The sequence below is a fragment of the Erwinia sp. V90_4 genome, assembly GCF_029967685.1.
GTDB lineage: Bacteria > Pseudomonadota > Gammaproteobacteria > Enterobacterales > Enterobacteriaceae > Erwinia > Erwinia aphidicola.
Window position 1 is genome coordinate 1 of the sequence record NZ_JASCAQ010000041.1, and the last position, 19,299, is coordinate 19,299.

Genomic DNA, 19,299 nt, shown 5'->3' on the forward strand with positions numbered 1-19,299 from the left:
CCTACGCGATCTTCTGCCACTTGTAGGGGTTGACCTTCTTTTTCGGTCAACCCGTCAGCTCAGGAAAATTACTTCTTACGTGCGTACTTAAGGGAATCCAGCGCCACGGCGAAGATGATGATGCCGCCCTTGATAATGTACTGCCAGTAAGGGTTAACGCCGATATAGGTCAGGCCGTAGTTGATCACCGTAAAGATGATAACCCCGGTTACCACGCCCGCTACCGTACCCACACCACCGGCAAACGACACGCCGCCGACCACGCAAGCCGCAATCGCATCCAGCTCATACATAAAGCCGAGGTTGTTGGTAGCAGAACCGATGCGCCCGGCTTCCAGCATGCCGCCGAAGGCGTAGAACACGCCGGACAGCGCGTACACCAGAATCAGGTTGTACGGCACGTTAACGCCAGAGACTTTCGCCGCTTCCGGGTTACCGCCGATAGCGAAGATGTTTTTACCAAAGCGCGTTTTGTTCCACAGGATCCACACCAGGAAGATGGCGATAATCGCGTAGAAGGTTATATAAGAGAGCTTGAAATCTCCAAAGCGCAGGAAGCCCTGAGCAAAGGTTGAAAACTTCTCGTCAAAGCCCGCCACCGGCGAAGCACCCACAAAGTCGTAGTACAGTGAGTTAATACCGTAAACGATAATCATGGTGCCCAGCGTGGTGATAAACGGTGTCACCTTCAGATAGGCAATAATCAGGCCGTTAACCAGACCAATCACCGCGCCAATAGCGCAGACAATCGCAATCACCGCCGCAATCGGCAGAGTTTCCAGGTGCGGGAACACCTTGTTCGCATTGTCCATCGCCTGCAGCAGCGTTGCCGCCACCACCGCCGCAAGGCCAACCTGACGCCCTGCTGACAGGTCCGTGCCCTGAGTAACAATCAGCCCGGCCACACCGAGTGCGATAATCACGCGCACGGAAGACTGAGTCAGAATATTACTCAGATTCATTAAGCTTAAGAATGTTGGATCCTGGATAATAATGATCGCCAGCAATACCAGCAGCACCACATAAATCCCGCCCTCTTTTAAAAAGGTGAGCGCACTTTTCTTATTCACTGCATTCATAGTAACAGCCCTTACATCATTAAAGGTGCAACGATGCCAAACGCAATATTTCGTTTTGCGTAGTCGTTTTTGTTTCGACAATGCCTGCAACCAGGCCATTACTCATTACCAGAATCCTGTCGGTAATCCCTAACAACTCTGGCATTTCAGAAGAGATAATAATAATCCCCTTATCCTTCTTCGCCAGCTCTGAAATCAACTGATAGATTTCAAATTTCGCCCCCACGTCAATACCGCGCGTAGGTTCATCGAGCATCAATATTTCCGGCTGGGTTAATAACCAGCGGCCGATAATGACCTTTTGCTGGTTACCACCGGATAAAGAACCGATGGACGTGTGGTGCCCCGGTGTTTTCACCCGCATGGAGTCAATCACCCACTGGGTATCGCTCTTCATGCGGCTATTATCCAGCAGGCCAATACTGTTTTTATATTTCTTAATATTGGAGATCAGTGAATTAAAACCGATATCCAGGTACGCATAAATCCCGGTTGAGCGGCGCTCTTCGGTCACCAGGGCAAAACCGTGGTTGATGGCTTCATTGGCACTGTGGTTATTGATCGCTTTACCGTGCAGGCGAATAGTACCGCCGGACTTCTCGCGAATACCAAACAGCGTTTCCACGATATCGGTTCGTTTCGCCCCAACCAGGCCCGCAATGCCGAGGATCTCGCCTTTACGCAGGTCAAAGGAGATATCACGGATCGACGGCTGGCGCAGCGATGTCAGGTTGCGCACCTCAAGAATGGTTTCCCCCGGCACGTTGGCTTTATCCGGGAAACGCTGATTGAGCGAGCGCCCAACCATCATTGAGATGATCTTATCCATATCCAGCCCTTCCAGCGACTGAGTGGCAATCCACTGGCCGTCGCGCAGGATGGTGATTTCGTCACACAGCTGGAAAATCTCTTCCATCTTGTGCGAGATATAGATAATGCCGCAGCCGCGGTCTTTCAGCTTACGAATAATCGTGAACAGATGGTTCACTTCTTTTTCGGTCAGCGATGACGTTGGCTCATCCATAATGACAATTTTGGCATTATAGGAGAACGCTTTCGCGATTTCGATCATCTGCATCTGGGATACAGAGAGATTGATCACCTTGTCGCGCGGATCGATATCAATATCCAGCTCGTCGAAAATGGCTTTGGTATCGCGATACATTTTATCCTGATCGACGAAGAAGCCTTTTCTCGGATAACGCCCGAGCCACATATTGTCCATAACGGTACGTTGCAGAACGAGGTTTAATTCCTGATGCACCATTGAAACGCCATTTTCCAGCGCTTCTTTAGAGCTTTTGTAATTAACTTCCTCACCCTGAAAAAGAATGCTCCCCGTATCTTTACTGTAAATGCCAAACAGGCATTTTAATAGCGTCGATTTCCCCGCGCCATTCTCCCCCATCAAGGCGTGAATAGAGTGTGGACGGACTTTTAAATTTACATTATCGAGCGCTTTAACACCGGGGAATGACTTACTGACATCAGTCATTTCCAGCAAATATTCGCGCTGTGTTTGCACGTTATCACTGCCCATATGTCTACCTGGATGAGTGGTGTAGAGTCAGGTCACCCTGACTCAACGCCTGAATACGGGCGCCGCAGCGCCCGCATCAGGTGATACTTATTTGACGAACTGAGACAGATTCTCTTTATCGACTGGAACATAGGCAACGCGAACCACTTTGCCGTCCAGCTTATAGTTGGTGCCTTCGGTAGCAGGTTTACCCGCTGCCAGGTTTTTCGCCATATCGAAGGTGGCTTTAGCCTGGTTTTCAGCATCATTCAGTACAGTACCGGCCATCGCACCGGATTTCACCATCGCCAGTGCTTCTGGCAGCGCATCTACACCGAACACCGGTACAGAAGATTTGTTGTGGGCTTTCAGGGCTTCTACCGCACCCATCGCCATTGCATCGTTGTTAGCGATAACCACTTCGATTTTGTTACCGTTCGGGCCGGACAGCCAGGCGTCCATTTTGTCTTTCGCCTGAGCGGTATCCCACATCGCGGTATCCATATGCAGCTGCTGAGTTTTCAGGCCATCTTTATTCAGCGTCTCGATCACATACTTGGTACGCGCTTCAGCATCCGGGTGGCCCGGCTCGCCTTTCAGCAGCACGAACTGGATCTGACCATCTTTGTTCAGGTCCCATGCCGCGTTCGCTTTCCACTGCTTCTCGATCAGTTCGCCCTGCTTCACGCCAGACTCTTTGGAGTCAGTCCCGACGTAATAGGCTTTGTCATAGCTGGCCAGTGCTTTTGCCGATGGCTCTTTGTTGAAGAACACCACCGGGATATCATTAGCTTTCGCTTTGCTAATCACCACCGCAGCCGCAGCCGGGTCAACAAGGTTGATGGCCATCGCCTTAACGCCCTTAGCAACCATAACGTCGACCTGGTCGTTCTGGGTAGACTGGCTGTTCTGCGAGTCATTCATCAACAGCTGAACGTCCGGGCTGTTTTTGGCTTCTTTCTCGATATCCTTACGCACCACCGACATAAAGTTGTCGTCATACTTATAAATAGTTACGCCGATACGGGTGTCAGCAGCATGAGCAGTGGCGCCAAACAGCATGGTGGCCACCAGGGCGCTGAGAGTGAAAACCTTCTTATTCATGGTATCTCCGGTTTTTTGTAGGGTAGTACTCAACGCCGCGTGTCGGCTATCAGGACAACACGCAGCATCCAGTTGGTGGCGGCGCGGCGATAGTGTTAAATCGATGTTGCGCACAGCCGACGTTCTAAAACATCAAACCCGACTTCCCTGTACGGAAATGCTTTCCAGTTACTGTGTGTGAAAGTGTTTCACAGGGCAGTAAGAAGAGAGCTATCAGGGGCGCTCTCGCCGTTACATAATGTTTCAAACCCTGCAGGACGCTGCCATCATAGAGAAGGCCCTGTTAATTAACTGTGAATTTACTCACAGATTGGAAACGGTTACATCCCAGATTCGCCTGAGTTAGTGACGGCCGCCACATTTTGCCGCACGGCCACCGAATGGCGGCGCACAAGAGTAGGCATAAAGCAGTGCTCAGCACTGCTATCCAGCTCGCCAGCCGCCCCTTTTAACGCCAGTTCGGTCGCCAGTTTTGCCATGGAAACAATCGGATAGCGCACGGTGCTCAGCTGCGGGTCGGTGTAACGCGAAATAGGAATATCATCGAAGCCCACCACTGAAAGCTGCTGCGGCACCGCAATGCCGTTGTCTTTCAGCGCGGCTAAAGCTCCGGCGGCCATGCTGTCGTTATAGGCGAAGACGGCGGTCAGATGCAGATTACGCCCCAGCAGCTCCACCATCGCCGCTTCCCCGCCCTGTAAGTCGGGTTCGCCGCTGGCGCACCAGCTGTCGACCGGAACAATCCCCTGCTCTGTCAGCGCCTGCGACCAGCCGTCACGGCGCTGATCGTTATCTTCGATGGGGTGGGCAGAACCCAGGTAGCCAATGCGCTGATGACCATGCTGTTGCAGCATGCGCATCGCCATCAGCGCCCCGCTAACGTTATCAAGGCAGACGCAGCGGTGAGCAAAACCGGGGATAATCCGGTTGACCAGAACCATGCCCGGCACCTGCTGCATCAGGGACCCCAGCTCGGCATCGCACAACGCTTTTGCATGGACGATCAGGGCGTTACAGCGCTGACGGATCAGCACTTCAATCGCGTGGCGCTCTTTATCCGCCTGATGATAGGAGTTGTTGATAAGGACATGCTTGTGCAGACGCTGGGCCACGGTATCCACCGCTTTGACCAGCGCGCCAAAGAAGGGATCGGAAACGTCCATCACGACAACACCGATGGTGTCGCTAACCTGGGTGGCCAGCGCCTGCGCGTTGGCGTTGGGCCGGTAGCCCAGCCGTTCCACGGTTTTCAGCACCGTATCCCGCGTGTCGCCCGTGACCGATGCGCTGTTATTGAGCACGCGCGACACGGTCGCTACCGACACGCCCGCTTCACGTGCCACATCACGAATAGTAATCATGAGCGATTACCGCTGAAGTATAAGTTTTGCATAGCCCTTCCTGACACAGACGCATTCTGGCGTCTATTCTGTCAGTCTTCAAAGGCTGGCTGCGTGAATTGCGTCACAGCCTTGAAAACGGTTACATACAAATTTATAACCTTTGTGATGGATATCATTATCCTGTGGGACGCTATGTGAGGGATGTCCCGCCTGGTCCAATTAGTCAGAGGTTTACCCCGCATTCAGGGATCGATTAGTCGACCAATATGCCGGTAGAATTGCTGTTGGTCGTGCTTGCTGGCACCAAAAAGTTTTACCACCTGCTGCCACAATGCATAAATTCTTCGTGGATTACAGTCAAGTGCTCTGGCAATCTCTTTAGTATGAAGATTGTATAAATAGCCGCGTAATACACTTATCTGCTGCTGGTTAAGTTTTCGATTTTTTTCAGTCAGCGCCTGATAACCTGCGCTCACACGGGAAGGTGATTTAACCAATACACTGTTAATCAGCGCTCGCACGCAGCCAATTTTGACTCCTTTACTAAGCGAAAAATCTGCAGATAATGTGGGCATGTATTCATTTATGATTGAAAAATTAAAAACTTTGCAGTCTTGATTAGCCCGCTTGATGCGCGCTATATCACTGTCAAGGTCGATGAGTATCTCATCGGAACTCAGCACGTCATAAAAAACCATATCATGATTTTGGGTTAAAGAGGCCTCAATAAACGCATTCAGCGTACAGAAGTTCGACACGATAATGTTGGCATTCAGCTCCATGCAAATATGGCTGAGAGCTAATTGAGTGAAAACACACGCATCAATGACGGCAACATTAATTTCCATTTTTGTTTCTGCTTCCATTTTTTATTTTCACCCCCATAAAAAAGTACATTTGACATGCTAAGTTAACCAATTAGCATTAATAAACTTTTACCAGACCACCGTATCACAAGAAAAATCAGAAAAAAGCCAGAGACCATCAATTGCCATAGTAAGTTATTAAATATGTGCACTCTACTTTCATAGTCAGGCAGAAAGCACTTAATAACAAAAAACCTCAGCCTCTTTAGGCATGGGTTATCTTAATGCTCGCTTACACAACTAAGATAACACTCATATTCAGATTAAAATTGATTAACTTAATACAAATCTATAGTAACGAAGAGAAAAAAACGGCCACATTCGACTTATTGCCTGATAATTACATTAGGAGAAACCCTTAAATTGAGAAAAAATCCTAACTGCTAATGTTTGCCTTAGAAAAATAATCACTTTAGTATTGACGCGCATGTCTGGAACAGCATGCCACTTCAACCCAAAAGGATTTAATATGAAAAAAATTTACGCCGCACTTCCGCTCGCTGTCGTTGCAATGACTCTCTCCAACGTGAGTTATTCTGCAGACCCGACAGATAAAACAGTGACCGCAACAGCAGTCTGGCAAGCTGAAGCCAGCAAAGATACGACAAGTGAACTGGTTGTAACCCCAATGAGAGCACTGGTATTTAAATACTCTCCGAGCACCAAAAGCTTTAACCAGGATATTGGGACCTTTGATGTTGCCATTAAAGGCGACCACTCCAGCGCGAAAAGCTTTAAGCTTGAAGCACGAATTGATGACGGTAATAACACCTTACGTCAAATGGGTGGTAAAAGTACGCTGCAGGTGGGTGGCTCTTTCGGTAGTAGTTTATTAGGTTCCAGCGCAGGCGGTACCGATCAAGGCGTTGGTGCTAATAGCAACTGGACCACGCTGATTGATTCAGGTAAAGATATTGGTACCGGCAGTGCACTGTGGAATCTGTCGCAGGAGAAAGGTTCAGCCGACACCGTGGTATCTGCACGCGACAACTTCAAATTCAGCGTAGTTAACGCCAGCGCTGATGGTATTGCCAAGACGACGGATATGTCTACTCTTCCTGATGGAATGTGGCAGGGTGAAGTGGCTGTGGCATTCCGTGCAACCTGGGAAGCTCCAGCTGCACCTTAACCTTAATTAATTTAAGGTAAGCCATTTAAACCAATAAGAGAATAACTTGCAGGGGCAGGGACTTGCCCCTGCAATTACCACAGGGAAAGTAATATGATCAAATATCGTGCTTTTGCATTGGCTGCTTTCATCTTACCACTGGCAGCAAATGCATTAAATGTTGGAAGTGTCACCACTATTATCCCAGCTGATAAGCAACTGGTGGCGAAGCAGCTATCTAATGAAACAGACACAGGTCGTCTGGTCAAAATTTTCGCACAAAGAATAAATTCCCCCTACTCTTCCGGAGAGGTGATTAATTTTGATAGTCCATCAGAATTACTGATAACGCCTACGCGCATGATCATGCCAGCTGATTCAAAAAATTTAGTAAAGATATACTATCAGGGTAAATCAGATAATACCGAACGCTATTATCGGCTTACTTTTACCGATGAACCTGTTTCGGATAACGCTACCGAACAGACCGGAAAACAGGCTCAGGCTCTTACCAGAGCAGTGATCAGCACAATTCTGGTGGTACAACCGCGAAAAAAAAATCTTGATTTCAAATATCAAAATGGCCAAATCAGCAATACCGGAAACGTTTCATGGCGAATTACAGCAAATGGCCCCTGCCAGAAAAAACCGATGCTTGATAAGAAAAAAGATTGTCGCGATGCGTTTTATGTCCCTCCAGGAAAAACTTATCTGTTCCCGACGGTAGATGTTGCAGCAAAAGAGTCATACATAGGCATATGGGATATTGGTAAATTCATTTATGTTGACAAGAATAACAACTTTTAAAAATGAATAAAAAAAACCAACTCTATAGCCTAATTGCATGGGCGATTTTTTCATCCACAGCATCGGCAATGGATAACCCTGAGAAATCTCATGTAATTGGTCATTACCGATTCCCTGCAGCACTATACAGCATGATGGAGTCCGGTTTAGAAATACCCATAATGCTGGATAATGCTGCCAACCCCTCCGATTCTAAAGCTTGTGGTGAGGAGTGCTATGTCTCGATTGGCAAGACTATATTATTTAGCGAGCATGATAAGCTGGGCCTTAGAAACATTCAAACTTCCGTTAACGATGATAACAACATCAAATTATCCACTAACTTAATTAACCAGTTTGACGGGATTAACAACAAATACTTCGATGATAAACTAAATTTATCGGTTACACCATGGGCATGGTTCAGCCTGGACGTTAGCAAAATGAGATTAATACTTCATATACAACAGCAAGGGTTTGGTGTTGTAACCCGTCCGCGCCAGTTCGACATGGATGCTCCCTCGAACGAAAGCTTAAGTGGCACTATCTCATATAACTTTGGCGGTTATAGCAATAACACTTCACAGGGACTGAACACCAACTCCGGCTATCTTAACGCTAACAGCACCACTTCACTGGGAGCACAACATTTCATTCTGAATGGTTCAATGTATGTGGGCAACAGCATTTCGTCCGACCGAAGTGGCAGAATCAATGCCGCGTTATGGGAGCGTGATTACAAAGGGATGAGATATGCTGCTGGTGCGCTGGACTCCTGGAGTATGCAGTCTGTCGGTAACGTCACCGCCTTAGATGGCGGCGATATCTATGGTTTTTCATTAGGTAATGCAGCTAGCTCACGCAAACGTGATAAGACATTATCGCTCACTCCAGTCGTGGTTTTTTTCTCGCAGGCAGGTGAAGCACGCCTGTATCGCGATGGTAAATTGATTAACATCCAGCGCTTCGCAGTGGGCAATCACGAAATAGACACCTCTGTCCTGCCTTACGGTATATACAGCGTTGACATTGAAGTGGTCAGTGGCGGGCATCGCTTATCGAGAAGCGTATATCAGATTAATAAGCCATTCTCTGCTGAAGTCGGCGACAGCATGCGCTGGCAAGTATGGGGCGGCGCTTACAACCGCGACCGCTACAATAACAACCGATACGATAACGAAAAGAAAAATCTCGATCGTGAAGATGATTTTTCACAAAATCGCAAACAGCTGCTTTCGTTGCTGGGCATTTCTTTGGGTAAGAGTCATAGCAAGCTGGAGTGGAGTTCTTCAGGGTATATGCTGCGTAACCGCATCATTGCTGAAGTTTCAGCATCGACACGCCTTATCTCCTGGTTATCCTTAAACACTCAAGGCATGGCTGCAAGCGACGGCAGCTCACGTACCAATGTTGGATCAAATCTCAATCTGCCCTATAACGCAGGTAGCGTCTGGTACAGTTACAGCAGATTGTCCACTGGTCGATTTCTTGCGCTTTATGAAAATAAAGGAGTCAACTGGGGAGTCTCCCTGAATGTGCCGTCCTTAGGATTCATTCGCAATGGTGTCGTGACCTTCAACGAGGATCGCGATGCGATCTACGGGTATAAACGTCGCCGACTGGACTACTCTCAGGCCCTGTACGCTGGCAGGTATGGTTCTGTAAGACTGCGTACGGGTGTCGCAACTAACAGCAGTAATTATGGTTATCATAGTCATACCTCCCGTGAAAGATACGTCATGCTCGATTTCTCAATCCCGCTGGGTGATTCCATCTCCGCAGGTATATCACACTCGCGTGAATCCGGTACGAATCTCGATCTCAATGCAACCCATCGTTTCGAGGGTGAATACCTCAAGAGCGTTTCAGCAAATATGTCGAAATCCTTCTCAGGTAATGTTAGCCGCAGCGTAGCAGGTGGCGTAACTGCGGATATTGACACGCCATTTAACGCCAACAGTGTCAGCGTTCAAACAGATAATGACAAAGGATGGAACGGTACATTGACCAGTGCAGGATCGGTTGGATGGTCAGGAATGAGCTTTGGGGCGGATAAGGGAACATCAAACGCTGGGGTGATGATTGATACCGGGCTGAAGTCGGGAGAAAAACTCATGCTTGATGTAGATGGACGTTCATACCCATTAAAAGGAAATCGCAATTACATCCCTTTGCCTCCTTACAGCAATTATAAAATTGAATTAATGAACAGTGCTGACACGCTAGATAACTATGAAATTGATGATAGCTATAAAAATAAGATCGCGCTTTATCCAGGGAATGTTGTCCATTTGACCCCGAGGGTTAAAAAAATCGTTACAGTCTTCGGTCGGCTGGTAGATAAATACGGTCACTCTTTGGCTAAACGCAGGATAAAAAACAGCTTCGGCCTGGCCGAAACTGAAAGCGATGGCCGCTTTGTCATCGATGTCGATACCCTTAAGCCTGTGCTGGATATTGAAACTTCAGATAACAGCGTGTGTTCAATCACGCTTGAATTTAAATCAACCCAGGGTGCCCAGTGGTTGGGTGATGTTAAATGCACTGCTGATAGCTATGTCGCGAATACTAGCGTCTCGGATAAAGGGAGCAATAAATCATGAAATGGCTGACGTACGTTCTGGCTCTAATTTCTACTATGGCATGGTCAGATAGCACCATCCCCTTCGTCGCATTTCATCACTTGGGAGCGAAAAGCAGTGAGAACACGTCTGCACTGTATGGATTGGCGCGAGGAACAAGTTTACTGGTAGGGTCATCCACCCTGCCTGTTTTAAGCGATCAGCAATCACCAACCGTAGCAACCTATGTTCCTGGTAGTCTGACCGAAGTCGGACTAAACACTTATGATAATGACCCGGTCTGGAATTACAGCATCCAGGGATTTAAGGGCACGGCGTTTAGGGGTAGCAGCTGTACCTTCAGCTGCGGCAGTGGTTTCACTCCACCCGTTGCCGTGAGTGATTCATCTATCACGCTCAAGTATGTGATGACGGGGGGGATATATAGCCAAAATGGTCTGGTTTTAAGCGAACCTTTCTTCAACTATCTGGCTCAGTTATCAGCAGGTAGTAATACAACTATTACTACTTCCGTAAGAAACCAATTCAACGAGTTTAGCCAAAACAACACCGTGCATAAGCTAGGTGACTTTACCTTGTCAAACATGGAACGACTGGAGTTTGCAATTGACCCTATCAGTGGACAGATCACTCTTAAAACAGCGGACAGCAAGAAAAACTGTGTCTCATATACTCGCAATACTATGCCAGGTGTGTTGTGCAGTATTATGAGTTATACCTATCGAGGGGAATCAACAGCCGCCTGGAAATATACTCTTTCACTTAGCACCTCCAAGGTTAATCCGATTTTGTATAAATATTACGCGCGAGGGCTAAACGTTGAATACACCTTTGATGAAAAACTATGGACGGCATTATCGAATGCCAGCACAGGTTCCCCCGCCGAGCTGGCTAACAATTTTATGGAACAGCCACAGAAATATGGCGGGACTGCCAACATGAAAATGTTCTTTCCCAATGATTTTATTTCTGCGGTTGCAACGGGCGGTAACGCCAGCGATCTGACTGATATCATGACATTATGTATAAGCGCACCCTACAGTATGATAAATGCAGACTTCTGTGTAAAACCGGGAGATGGTATCGGGATCCGCCCCATTGCACCAGATGTAGAAATTACGCCAGACAACCCCGACTATACCCTTGACCCCGATGGGCTTGCCGGCAGTGGTAAAGGTAAGATTGGTGACAGTGCACCGATAGCCATCCCTTACACCATCACGACCACCGCAGAAGATCCGGCAATGGCGATGAGTGTACGTGTCACCGGCAATAGTCAGTCATTAAATGGCCACCTCTACTGTCTTTTTCGCGGTATTGCCGATGCCAGCGCCGTCACGGTTCCGGTGCCCGGTTTCATGACGGTAGGAAATAGCAAAAAACGCTATGCGCACAATTGCTCGGGTAGAATGATAAATATTGATGACCCTTATCACTCTCCGCAGGAGTGGAATCGGCGAGACTCAGCTGTTAGTGGTCTCAAATCGTGGCACACGCCGTTTATTCTTGAGTTTCAAATGGATGATCCTGTCTCACTTAGGACATATTCCGATGGCTACTGGGATGGCGTAGTCAATGCTCAGGGAACTATTGAGGTTTCTGCATCATGGAAATAAAAAAATCAATACGCTGCCTTTTATATTTAGCATTTTATTTTATTTCATTTAGTGCTTTTTCCCTGAATTTGGATAATCTAAATATTGACCTGATGCCTGATAAAAAGGTGCGCTATGTCACTATTCATAACAGTAGCCCGCAGAAAAATCTCTACACGGTCAGCATGGTGCAGGTCGCGGTCCCCAGACAGAGTGGTCAGGAAACCATTATTTCAGATGGTTCTCTTCTTTACTCCCCCCAAAAGTTAGAACTCAATCCCGGCCAACGCGCCGGGTTTAAGTTTTATTATATGGGAAAAACTGACAACATTGAGCGCTACTATCGGGTAAAGTTTACCGAAACACCGATAACGACGATGAAGTGGACAACAAGCAAACGAGAAATCAGCTCTGATTTTCGCCTTGCGGTTGAAGCTATTATGATTGTCAGACCCGCTAAAATAGCGTTTAGCTATAAGATTAATAAGAATGAGATAATCAATACTGGAAATACCTATTTTAAGTATATGTCTTCCGTAGGATGCAGCAACAATTATCTTGATTCTAAATTTGTCGCCCCTGGTGAAACCTTCCTAATAAATCAAAACAGCAGCAAGTCAAAAAAAATACTTGTCTTTCAAGATAAAATAATTAAACTCACCTCCTGTAGCAAGTAACTATAGCTACACCGTAATCTGTAAAAAATAAGCTAAGCCAGTAAAATAGTTAAATCTCTAATTGATTTAATTAAAAACCTCACCTTCATTTACAAAAGGAATATAAAATGAAAGTTGTCTCTATGTTCTCAGCATCAACGGTTATCGGTGGCGCAATGAACCCAATTGAGGGGCTGGTAAAAGGCGCTCAGCTGGGCTACACCACTGGCGCTGAAATTATGGGCATTATCGGTGGTCTTGCAATGGGTGCAGTATGCGGTATCGGTGGATTCCTGGGTGCATTCTTCGGTAGCTTTAAGTAGTACTGCGATAGAAATAGACTTTTATACGAAATCAATTTTCAACTAATAAGGACATTATATGAAAGCTGTTAAGCAAAGCCAGTTAACTGAAATTGTAGGTGGTTGGGACCCCTTCGGCGCTGCTCTTCAGGGGGCAACTAAAGCCTATAATACCGGTGCACAGATCCTTGGCCCACTGGGCGGGACCTTCACTGGTCTGATGGGCTTGATAGGTGGATTCATTACTGGTTTCCTCTCTGCGTAAGCATTAGTTACACCAAGGCCCAAATTTATTTTGGGCCTGTTAATTCCAGTAAAATAAAATGAATCTATTCTCCTTTATTAGCTCACAAAAAAACACCCTGACACCATTAATAAGACAGCATGAATATACAGAGTGTGGTCTTGCCTGCCTTGCTATGGTTCTTGGTCATTACGGCCACCATACTTCTGTAAGCCAACTTCGTCGTGAATATACCGTATCTGAAGATGCCGGAACATCGATGGCCGATCTGCTGCAGTGGTCAAATAGCAAAGGACTTGAAGGCCGCATACTCAAAGGTAACATTAAAGAAGTTAAGAATATTTCTTTTCCGATGATTGCCTTTTGGCGCGGAAATCATTTCGTGGTAATTGTAAAGTCTGATGTGAGAGGGATAACAATCCATGATCCTGCGTGTGGCATACGCACTTATAAATACAGTGAAGCCGAATCTCTGTTCTCTGGGTATGTTCTTGAACTCAAACCGACACAAGAGTTTAAAAATCAGGATAAGCAGAAAGATTTCAAGCTCGAATACATGGCAAGGTTCATATCGCAAGTGGCAAAAAAACAGCTTGTTCTGTTTCTTTTTTCACTATTTTCGCTGATCATTCTGCTTATCTCGCCATCCTATGTACAGCTAGTACTTGATGAAGCAATTGCACGCAATGATTTCGACCTGGCCATCTTGCTCACATTTATTTTTGCTATTGTATTTATTTTCGATGTTGCCAGTAAATTCATTAAGCAAATACTTGAGATTTGTATGCGAAACTTCGCCTATGATGATTTAAGTCAGCATATTCGTGGTTTCCTTTTACGCACTCATCCTTCCTATTTTCGTACCCGGCCAGTAGGTGTTATTCTCGCCATCGAGAAGTCACTTCATGCTTGTGCAGACTTTATCAGCAATGGTTACGTTCTCATTGTCTATTCAGCAATGATCGCGATTTTCAGTATGATTTTCATGCTGTTTTATAACGTCTATATTGCTCTGATCACCCTGGCATCGATGGCAATCTTCCTGGCGATACGATTCATCCTAATTGGCCCCTACCAGCGCGCCGTGGATGACTCCATCACTAAAACTGCAGTGTACGAATCACTCTTAGTCGAAACACAAAAAGGTATTATCACTGTCAAAGCTAATAATATGGAGGTCAACCTCAACTCAATCATTGACCGATCCATGCGTGAGCACATCAATGGTTTGATGAAGCGTGAACGTTTGCTGGCTCGTTTCGATGCAGCTTCAGTCGGTGTGATAAATATCGAACAGTTGATTGTTGTTTGCTTCGGCGCATGGTCAATTCTAAAAGGTGAAATGACTATCGGTATGCTTTTTGCCTACCTGAGTTATAAACGCTACTTTGCCGATTCTGTAATTCAATTAGCGCACAAGTATCTTGATAAAAATGCTCTTCAGGGACCTCTTGAGCGCATCGGCGACTTAGTCACTTATCAGCGAGAAGATGCTCAGTTTGGTGAACGTGTCATGACGCACGTCGATGAAATCGAATTCAATGAGGTAAGTTTTGCTTATCCGGCAAAATCAGTCACTTTACACAATATCTCCCTCACTCTGCACTATGGAGAAGAAACAGTCATTATAGGGCGCAGCGGATCCGGAAAAACAACTTTTCTGCGGCTGGTATCAGGTATTCTTGCAGCCAGTTCGGGTGAAATAAGGATCAATCAGCATCCTCTGACATCTTATAAACTTACCTCTTTGCGGGAGCATATACGCATTGTGCATGCTGATGATACCTTGTTTACAGGTAGCGTGGCAGAAAACATCGGTTGTTTTGATAGCGAGCTGGATCTGGAAAGAATTATTTGGGCCTGCAAACTTGCTGAAATCGATCATATTATTTCTGAGCTTGCTCATGGCTATGACACACCCTTTGTGCCGGGAAGCCCCTTTTTCTCTGCGGGTGAAGTTCAGCGCCTTGTCCTGGCTCGCGCACTCTATTCACGACCAGACTGGTTATTGTGCGATGAGGTAACGGCTAATTTGGATAAAGAGACTGCACAAAAGGTATTACAAAATCTTCGCAGCCTCAATATCGGTCTGGTTTTTGTCACACACTCTCCAGAGGTGGTATATCAGGGCGGGCAGCTCCTCAAGCTTGACCGTGGTAATTTAACAAAATTGGAAAATACTCCTCACGATGAAAGGAATCTGCAATGATCGCAAACTATTTGCATCAGTGGCTGGTGAAAATCGCCCTCAATCAGCCATGGGCCAGCAGGATTGAACAAAATTATTCACAGTTAATGGGAATATCACCAAATGAATATGTTCATGAATGGCTTATAGAGCATATCCTTGAAAAATTACGGCTGATGACGACATTGAGCATCAAGTCGCCTCGCCGCTGGGAGATAATATCTGCGCCATATCTTACTCCAGCTGTTCAGCAGTGGCTGGACATTACGCAACTCTACCAGCAGCGTACACTGTTGCCGCTTTTGCGTTGGACGGGGCTTCCCCTGATACTGAATCAGATAAAATTACATGCCCCTGACTATTTTCAGCTAAAAATTATTACTACTGATGAGCTCTATCACTCGTTCAACAGTGACTCCTGTTCTTTTTTTTCTCAACAGCCGATGGCCGTCGTCGTTTTTATGGATGAACGGCTACCGATGTCATTCAGACAATCGATTAAATTCAACAAAAATCGATTCTTTGTTACGGCCTGTCGCGCACAGGTTCTGAACCGACTCAAGCTATCGATTACCACTCTTTTACCTGTTAACCGCTGTTTAGAACCTCTTTATTCTATCACCGGCAATCGTTATCAATCCGATCAGTACCAACTGGCCGTAAATGATACGTTTAAACATCTTGAATCTTTCCCTGCCCCCTGGGGGAAATGGGATGATATTTCTGTTTTATTGCATGGATAAGCTATGTCATTAATTAAAAACCGCAAGGAGCATCTACCGGTGGTTACCGGAAATAAATACGCCCGCATTTACCGGGTTAACATTCCGACGCTTAAGGCCGTCTCCACTCTTTTTTCACTGTTCTTTATTTGCTTACTGACTTATTCGATTATCATTGATTTCTCCGAAACAACTCCGGCTCGCGGGGTTATCATCAGTGCGAAAGGTGATGCTGAAGTACGGGCTAAAGCATCAGGTACAATAGTCGATATCCCTGTTACAGTCGGGCAATACATTGAAGAGAATCAGGTACTGTTTACTCTGACTCAAGACTATGGTGGAAAAGATGGCTCGGTGATCGATTATGAAGCTAAACGCTACCAGCAAGAAAAAAATCGTGCTGAGATTCGCATCAGGGAGTTAAAACTATCGGTTGAAAAGCTTAAAGCCAATCTTATCCTGCAGCATAAGTTAATAGATGCGCAGATTGCAGCATCAGAGATCAAAGTAAATAAAACCAAACAGTTGGTTAAAAATACTCAGCAGACTTTAGACTCTTATAAGAAGATGATTGATAGAGGTTATGTTTCACAGCTTGACTTGAATCAACGCACTAACGATCTCCTGAATGCACAGTTAAATCTGAAGCTGGAGGAAACCTCAATACTCCAGCTGGAAAGCAATAAAAGTAGCCTGACAAACAATACTAATTTTCAAATTGACGATTTGTCAAACCAGGCATTGAGTCTCAGCAGTAGAGTTAGCGAAATAGATCGCACTCTTGCATCACGTGGTAGTAAGAGTCTGGCTATGTTAGCCCCTATTAGTGGCTATGTTGTTGCGATTAACTTCCCACCTGGCCGGGCTGTTACTCAAGACAATGAAGTGGTTATGGTCATTCGTCACGATCTGAACAGCCCACTTGAGGGATATGTCTATATTCCCTCAACAGGGGCTGGAAGGATTCACCCTGGTGAATCGGTGAAAGTACATTTCGATGCCTGGCCAGTGGATAAATATGGCACGGTCACCACCACGCTCAAAGATTTTTACCCAGTGAATATTGATGCTAAATCGGCATTAATCACTCTGCCTCAGGGGCAGACATGGTATCTGGCACGTATCAGTCTTCCTGCCAGTTTTACTGACCCAAATAAACATCAGCGGTTATTGATGGGAGGTATGACCCTGGGCGCTGATATTGTGGTAGATAAAAAACCCCTTATCGCCATGCTGATAGCACCGTTAGATCGGGTCAGGGCACGTTTTCTTGGCAGTGATGATTAGCCTTAACTCTTTCTCATTAATCCAATGATGTGTCTCTAACATTGGCGGATTAAACGCCGCCATAACCACTCCATCGGCCCCTGGCGGAAAACGCGCAGCCACAGGGTGGAAAACAACAGGTTAATCAGCCAGATCGCCGGCACCAGCATCAACAACTGCAGGCGATCCAGCTGATTAAACAGCGCAAAGTGGTTAAATAGCGTGGTGCAGATCAGCGTCTGTAACAGGTAGTTACTCAGCGCCATCCGTCCTACGGCGGTAATGCCGTGCGTGATGCGAAAACGCTGTAACTGCGGCCAGAAACCGAAGCATAACGCGGCATAGCCCAGCGCCTGCAGCGGCGCACTGATTTCACGCGGCACCTGCAGGAAGAAGCCGGACCAGCGGAAATCCCACTGCGTTACCCACTGCATGACGATCGACGGCAGCTCAATCGCCAGGCCTGCGGTGATGAGGATCAGTCCGCTGCGACGATAGTGCTGCAGGCTGTAGGTGCCCTGCAGCCAGCCGCTGCGCATCAGCGCGGCGCCCAGCATCATCAGCCCCGCCAGCTGCCAGCCATACTGCGCCGCCAGCGCCATCAGCGCCGAACCCAGCATATCGAGACGATTAAACGCCGCTTCCCCACCGCCCTGAGTCCGCCAGAAGGTTTCATACTGCACCTCGGCCGCACCCGGCAGCCAGGAGCTGTTAGGCGTGGGTCCGGACGCCAACCCGAGCACCACCAGCACCGCGCTACCGATCAGGTAAAGCATCACGCCGGTGTTAAACAGCTGCCGCGTACCCGGCACGTCGCGGATCATGCGCCACGCAATTAACCCCACCAGCCCATAGGCCAGCAGGATATCGCCCTCCCACAGCAGCAGCGCATGCAGTAAACCGAAGATCACCAGCCACGACAGGCGCGACTGGATCCAGCGCTTGCCGCGTGGCAGCAGCAGTTGCAGCCCGGCGCCGAACAGAATGGCAAACAGCGTAAGGAATTTCGCCTGCGCCAGCAGATCCATGCTCGCCCATACCCAGAAATCGCTGGCGGACGGTAGCCCCTGCCAGGCAGGATTAAGATAGGCGGCCTTCGGCAGGCCAAAAGCGGTGATATTCAGCAGCAGGATGCCGAGGATCGCCATCCCACGCACAAAATCCAGCGGAACAATACGCGGCATAAAAGGTTCCACATCAGGGATGCTGAGGCCATTACGGGCGGACCGATAAACAGGGTCCGCCCCTGAGAGGGTTAATCAGTTAACGGTGGCGTACGGAGCGCAGAAACTCCTGGCGAGTGTTCTGGCTCGATTTGAACAGCCCACCCAGTGAAGTGGTGGTGGTGGCGCTGGTGGCATCACGAATACCGCGTGCTTTCACGCAATAGTGAACGGCATCGATCGATACGGCCACATTATTGGTGCCGAGCAGCGTTTGCAGTGCCAGCAGGATCTGCTGCGTCAATCGTTCCTGCACCTGCGGGCGCGAGGAGAAGAACTGCACGATACGGTTGATTTTCGACAGGCCAATCACCTTATCTTTCGGAATATACGCCACGGTCGCCTGGCCATCGATAATCACAAAATGGTGTTCGCAGGTGCTGGTCAGCGTGATATCACGCACCGTTACCATCTCGTCCACTTTCATTTTGTTTTCAATCAGGGTGATTTTCGGGAAGTTGGCGTAATCCAGGCCGGAAAACACTTCATTAACGTACATTTTGGCGATGCGCTGCGGGGTTTCCGCCAGGCTGTCATCTTCGAGATCGAGATTGAGCAGCTGCATAATCTCGGTCATGTGACCGGCGATCAGCGCTTTACGCGTGTCATCATCCATGTCGCGCACGGGTGAACGCAGCGGGGTTTCCAGACCACGGGCAAGCAGTGCTTCGTGAACGAGTGTGGCTTCCTGACTCAACGTCGCCATGATTTTCTTT

17 protein-coding genes are annotated in these 19,299 nt (G+C 47.4%); 10 read left to right on the forward strand and 7 right to left on the reverse strand.

The features are described 5' to 3' along the window. Nucleotides 1–68: 68 nt before the first annotated feature. The 5 genes from mglC to QLG07_RS07775 all read right to left on the reverse strand — a co-directional run bounded on the left by mglC (nucleotide 69) and on the right by QLG07_RS07775 (nucleotide 5,911). Nucleotides 69–1,079, reverse strand: a complete 1,011-nt coding sequence (gene mglC / locus QLG07_RS07755; RefSeq protein WP_048915534.1) for a galactose/methyl galactoside ABC transporter permease MglC — start codon at nucleotides 1,077–1,079, stop codon at nucleotides 69–71. Between the two features lie 19 nt (nucleotides 1,080–1,098). Continuing rightward, a complete protein-coding gene (gene mglA, locus QLG07_RS07760; protein ID WP_048915533.1) occupies nucleotides 1,099–2,619 on the reverse strand; it encodes a galactose/methyl galactoside ABC transporter ATP-binding protein MglA in 1,521 nt (506 codons plus the stop codon). An 87-nt stretch (nucleotides 2,620–2,706) separates the two neighbouring features. Then, a complete protein-coding gene (gene mglB / locus QLG07_RS07765) occupies nucleotides 2,707–3,702 on the reverse strand; it encodes a galactose/glucose ABC transporter substrate-binding protein MglB (protein ID WP_048915532.1) in 996 nt (331 codons plus the stop codon). A 320-nt stretch (nucleotides 3,703–4,022) separates the two neighbouring features. Next, nucleotides 4,023–5,063, reverse strand: a complete 1,041-nt coding sequence (gene galS / locus QLG07_RS07770) for an HTH-type transcriptional regulator GalS (RefSeq protein WP_133623263.1) — start codon at nucleotides 5,061–5,063, stop codon at nucleotides 4,023–4,025. Between the two features lie 224 nt (nucleotides 5,064–5,287). Next, nucleotides 5,288–5,911 (reverse strand): hypothetical protein, encoded by a 624-nt coding sequence (locus tag QLG07_RS07775; RefSeq protein WP_282468940.1) that lies wholly within the window; start codon nucleotides 5,909–5,911, stop codon nucleotides 5,288–5,290. A 469-nt stretch (nucleotides 5,912–6,380) separates the two neighbouring features. Here QLG07_RS07775 and QLG07_RS07780 point away from each other — a divergent pair, with 469 nt between their 5' ends. From QLG07_RS07780 to QLG07_RS07825, 10 genes are all read left to right on the forward strand, one after another. Then, nucleotides 6,381–7,040: a common pilus major fimbrillin subunit EcpA gene (locus QLG07_RS07780; RefSeq protein WP_282468941.1), complete on the forward strand. Its 660-nt coding sequence runs from the start codon at nucleotides 6,381–6,383 to the stop codon at nucleotides 7,038–7,040. Nucleotides 7,041–7,133: 93 nt separating this feature from the next. Beyond that, nucleotides 7,134–7,826, forward strand: coding sequence for a fimbria/pilus periplasmic chaperone (locus QLG07_RS07785; RefSeq protein ID WP_282468942.1), 693 nt, complete (start codon nucleotides 7,134–7,136; stop codon nucleotides 7,824–7,826). Between the two features lie 2 nt (nucleotides 7,827–7,828). Continuing rightward, nucleotides 7,829–10,408, forward strand: coding sequence for a CS1-pili formation C-terminal domain-containing protein (locus QLG07_RS07790; protein ID WP_282468943.1), 2,580 nt, complete (start codon nucleotides 7,829–7,831; stop codon nucleotides 10,406–10,408). After that, nucleotides 10,405–12,003, forward strand: a complete 1,599-nt coding sequence (locus QLG07_RS07795; RefSeq protein ID WP_282468944.1) for a receptor — start codon at nucleotides 10,405–10,407, stop codon at nucleotides 12,001–12,003. Before QLG07_RS07790 ends, QLG07_RS07795 begins: the two co-directional genes overlap by 4 nt. Beyond that, nucleotides 11,994–12,659 carry a hypothetical protein gene (locus QLG07_RS07800; RefSeq protein WP_282468945.1) on the forward strand — a complete coding sequence of 222 codons (666 nt, stop codon included), beginning with the start codon at nucleotides 11,994–11,996 and terminating at the stop codon, nucleotides 12,657–12,659. The genes QLG07_RS07795 and QLG07_RS07800 overlap by 10 nt, the downstream gene beginning before the upstream one ends. 107 nt (nucleotides 12,660–12,766) lie before the next feature. Beyond that, nucleotides 12,767–12,961, forward strand: a complete 195-nt coding sequence (locus QLG07_RS07805; protein WP_133623257.1) for a hypothetical protein — start codon at nucleotides 12,767–12,769, stop codon at nucleotides 12,959–12,961. 58 nt (nucleotides 12,962–13,019) lie between these two features. Then, nucleotides 13,020–13,205, forward strand: a complete 186-nt coding sequence (locus tag QLG07_RS07810) for a hypothetical protein (protein WP_282468946.1) — start codon at nucleotides 13,020–13,022, stop codon at nucleotides 13,203–13,205. Nucleotides 13,206–13,263: 58 nt separating this feature from the next. After that, nucleotides 13,264–15,393, forward strand: a complete 2,130-nt coding sequence (locus QLG07_RS07815; RefSeq protein WP_282468947.1) for a peptidase domain-containing ABC transporter — start codon at nucleotides 13,264–13,266, stop codon at nucleotides 15,391–15,393. After that, the gene (locus QLG07_RS07820; RefSeq protein ID WP_282468948.1) at nucleotides 15,390–16,115 is read left to right on the forward strand and encodes a hypothetical protein; all 726 of its coding nucleotides are present in this window, start codon (nucleotides 15,390–15,392) and stop codon (nucleotides 16,113–16,115) included. Before QLG07_RS07815 ends, QLG07_RS07820 begins: the two co-directional genes overlap by 4 nt. A 3-nt stretch (nucleotides 16,116–16,118) precedes the next feature. Beyond that, complete coding sequence (locus QLG07_RS07825; protein WP_282468949.1) at nucleotides 16,119–17,381, forward strand: HlyD family efflux transporter periplasmic adaptor subunit; 1,263 nt, start codon at nucleotides 16,119–16,121, stop codon at nucleotides 17,379–17,381. 35 nt (nucleotides 17,382–17,416) lie between these two features. On the opposite strand, the gene yeiB is transcribed toward QLG07_RS07825, so the two are convergent. Together yeiB and folE are read right to left on the reverse strand one after the other, a co-directional pair. After that, entirely contained in the window at nucleotides 17,417–18,544 is a 1,128-nt protein-coding gene (gene yeiB, locus QLG07_RS07830) for a DUF418 domain-containing protein YeiB (protein WP_133623252.1), read from the reverse strand. Between the two features lie 79 nt (nucleotides 18,545–18,623). Then, nucleotides 18,624–19,289, reverse strand: a complete 666-nt coding sequence (folE, locus tag QLG07_RS07835) for a GTP cyclohydrolase I FolE (protein ID WP_048915529.1) — start codon at nucleotides 19,287–19,289, stop codon at nucleotides 18,624–18,626. Nucleotides 19,290–19,299: the final 10 nt, after the last annotated feature.

Bases quoted from the DNA above. Each gene is read 5' to 3' on its own strand.
- QLG07_RS07785 (WP_282468942.1), top strand. From the start codon at position 7,134: ATGATCAAATATCGTGCTTTTGCATTGGCTGCTTTCATCTTACCACTG.
- mglB (WP_048915532.1), bottom strand. From the start codon at position 3,702: ATGAATAAGAAGGTTTTCACTCTCAGCGCCCTGGTGGCCACCATGCTG.
- QLG07_RS07795 (WP_282468944.1), top strand. From the start codon at position 10,405: ATGAAATGGCTGACGTACGTTCTGGCTCTAATTTCTACTATGGCATGG.
- QLG07_RS07820 (WP_282468948.1), top strand. From the start codon at position 15,390: ATGATCGCAAACTATTTGCATCAGTGGCTGGTGAAAATCGCCCTCAAT.
- QLG07_RS07810 (WP_282468946.1), top strand. From the start codon at position 13,020: ATGAAAGCTGTTAAGCAAAGCCAGTTAACTGAAATTGTAGGTGGTTGG.
- galS (WP_133623263.1), bottom strand. From the start codon at position 5,063: ATGATTACTATTCGTGATGTGGCACGTGAAGCGGGCGTGTCGGTAGCG.
- QLG07_RS07805 (WP_133623257.1), top strand. From the start codon at position 12,767: ATGAAAGTTGTCTCTATGTTCTCAGCATCAACGGTTATCGGTGGCGCA.
- mglA (WP_048915533.1), bottom strand. From the start codon at position 2,619: ATGGGCAGTGATAACGTGCAAACACAGCGCGAATATTTGCTGGAAATG.
- QLG07_RS07825 (WP_282468949.1), top strand. From the start codon at position 16,119: ATGTCATTAATTAAAAACCGCAAGGAGCATCTACCGGTGGTTACCGGA.
- folE (WP_048915529.1), bottom strand. From the start codon at position 19,289: ATGGCGACGTTGAGTCAGGAAGCCACACTCGTTCACGAAGCACTGCTT.
- QLG07_RS07815 (WP_282468947.1), top strand. From the start codon at position 13,264: ATGAATCTATTCTCCTTTATTAGCTCACAAAAAAACACCCTGACACCA.
- QLG07_RS07800 (WP_282468945.1), top strand. From the start codon at position 11,994: ATGGAAATAAAAAAATCAATACGCTGCCTTTTATATTTAGCATTTTAT.
- QLG07_RS07790 (WP_282468943.1), top strand. From the start codon at position 7,829: ATGAATAAAAAAAACCAACTCTATAGCCTAATTGCATGGGCGATTTTT.
- mglC (WP_048915534.1), bottom strand. From the start codon at position 1,079: ATGAATGCAGTGAATAAGAAAAGTGCGCTCACCTTTTTAAAAGAGGGC.
- QLG07_RS07780 (WP_282468941.1), top strand. From the start codon at position 6,381: ATGAAAAAAATTTACGCCGCACTTCCGCTCGCTGTCGTTGCAATGACT.
- yeiB (WP_133623252.1), bottom strand. From the start codon at position 18,544: ATGCCGCGTATTGTTCCGCTGGATTTTGTGCGTGGGATGGCGATCCTC.
- QLG07_RS07775 (WP_282468940.1), bottom strand. From the start codon at position 5,911: ATGGAAGCAGAAACAAAAATGGAAATTAATGTTGCCGTCATTGATGCG.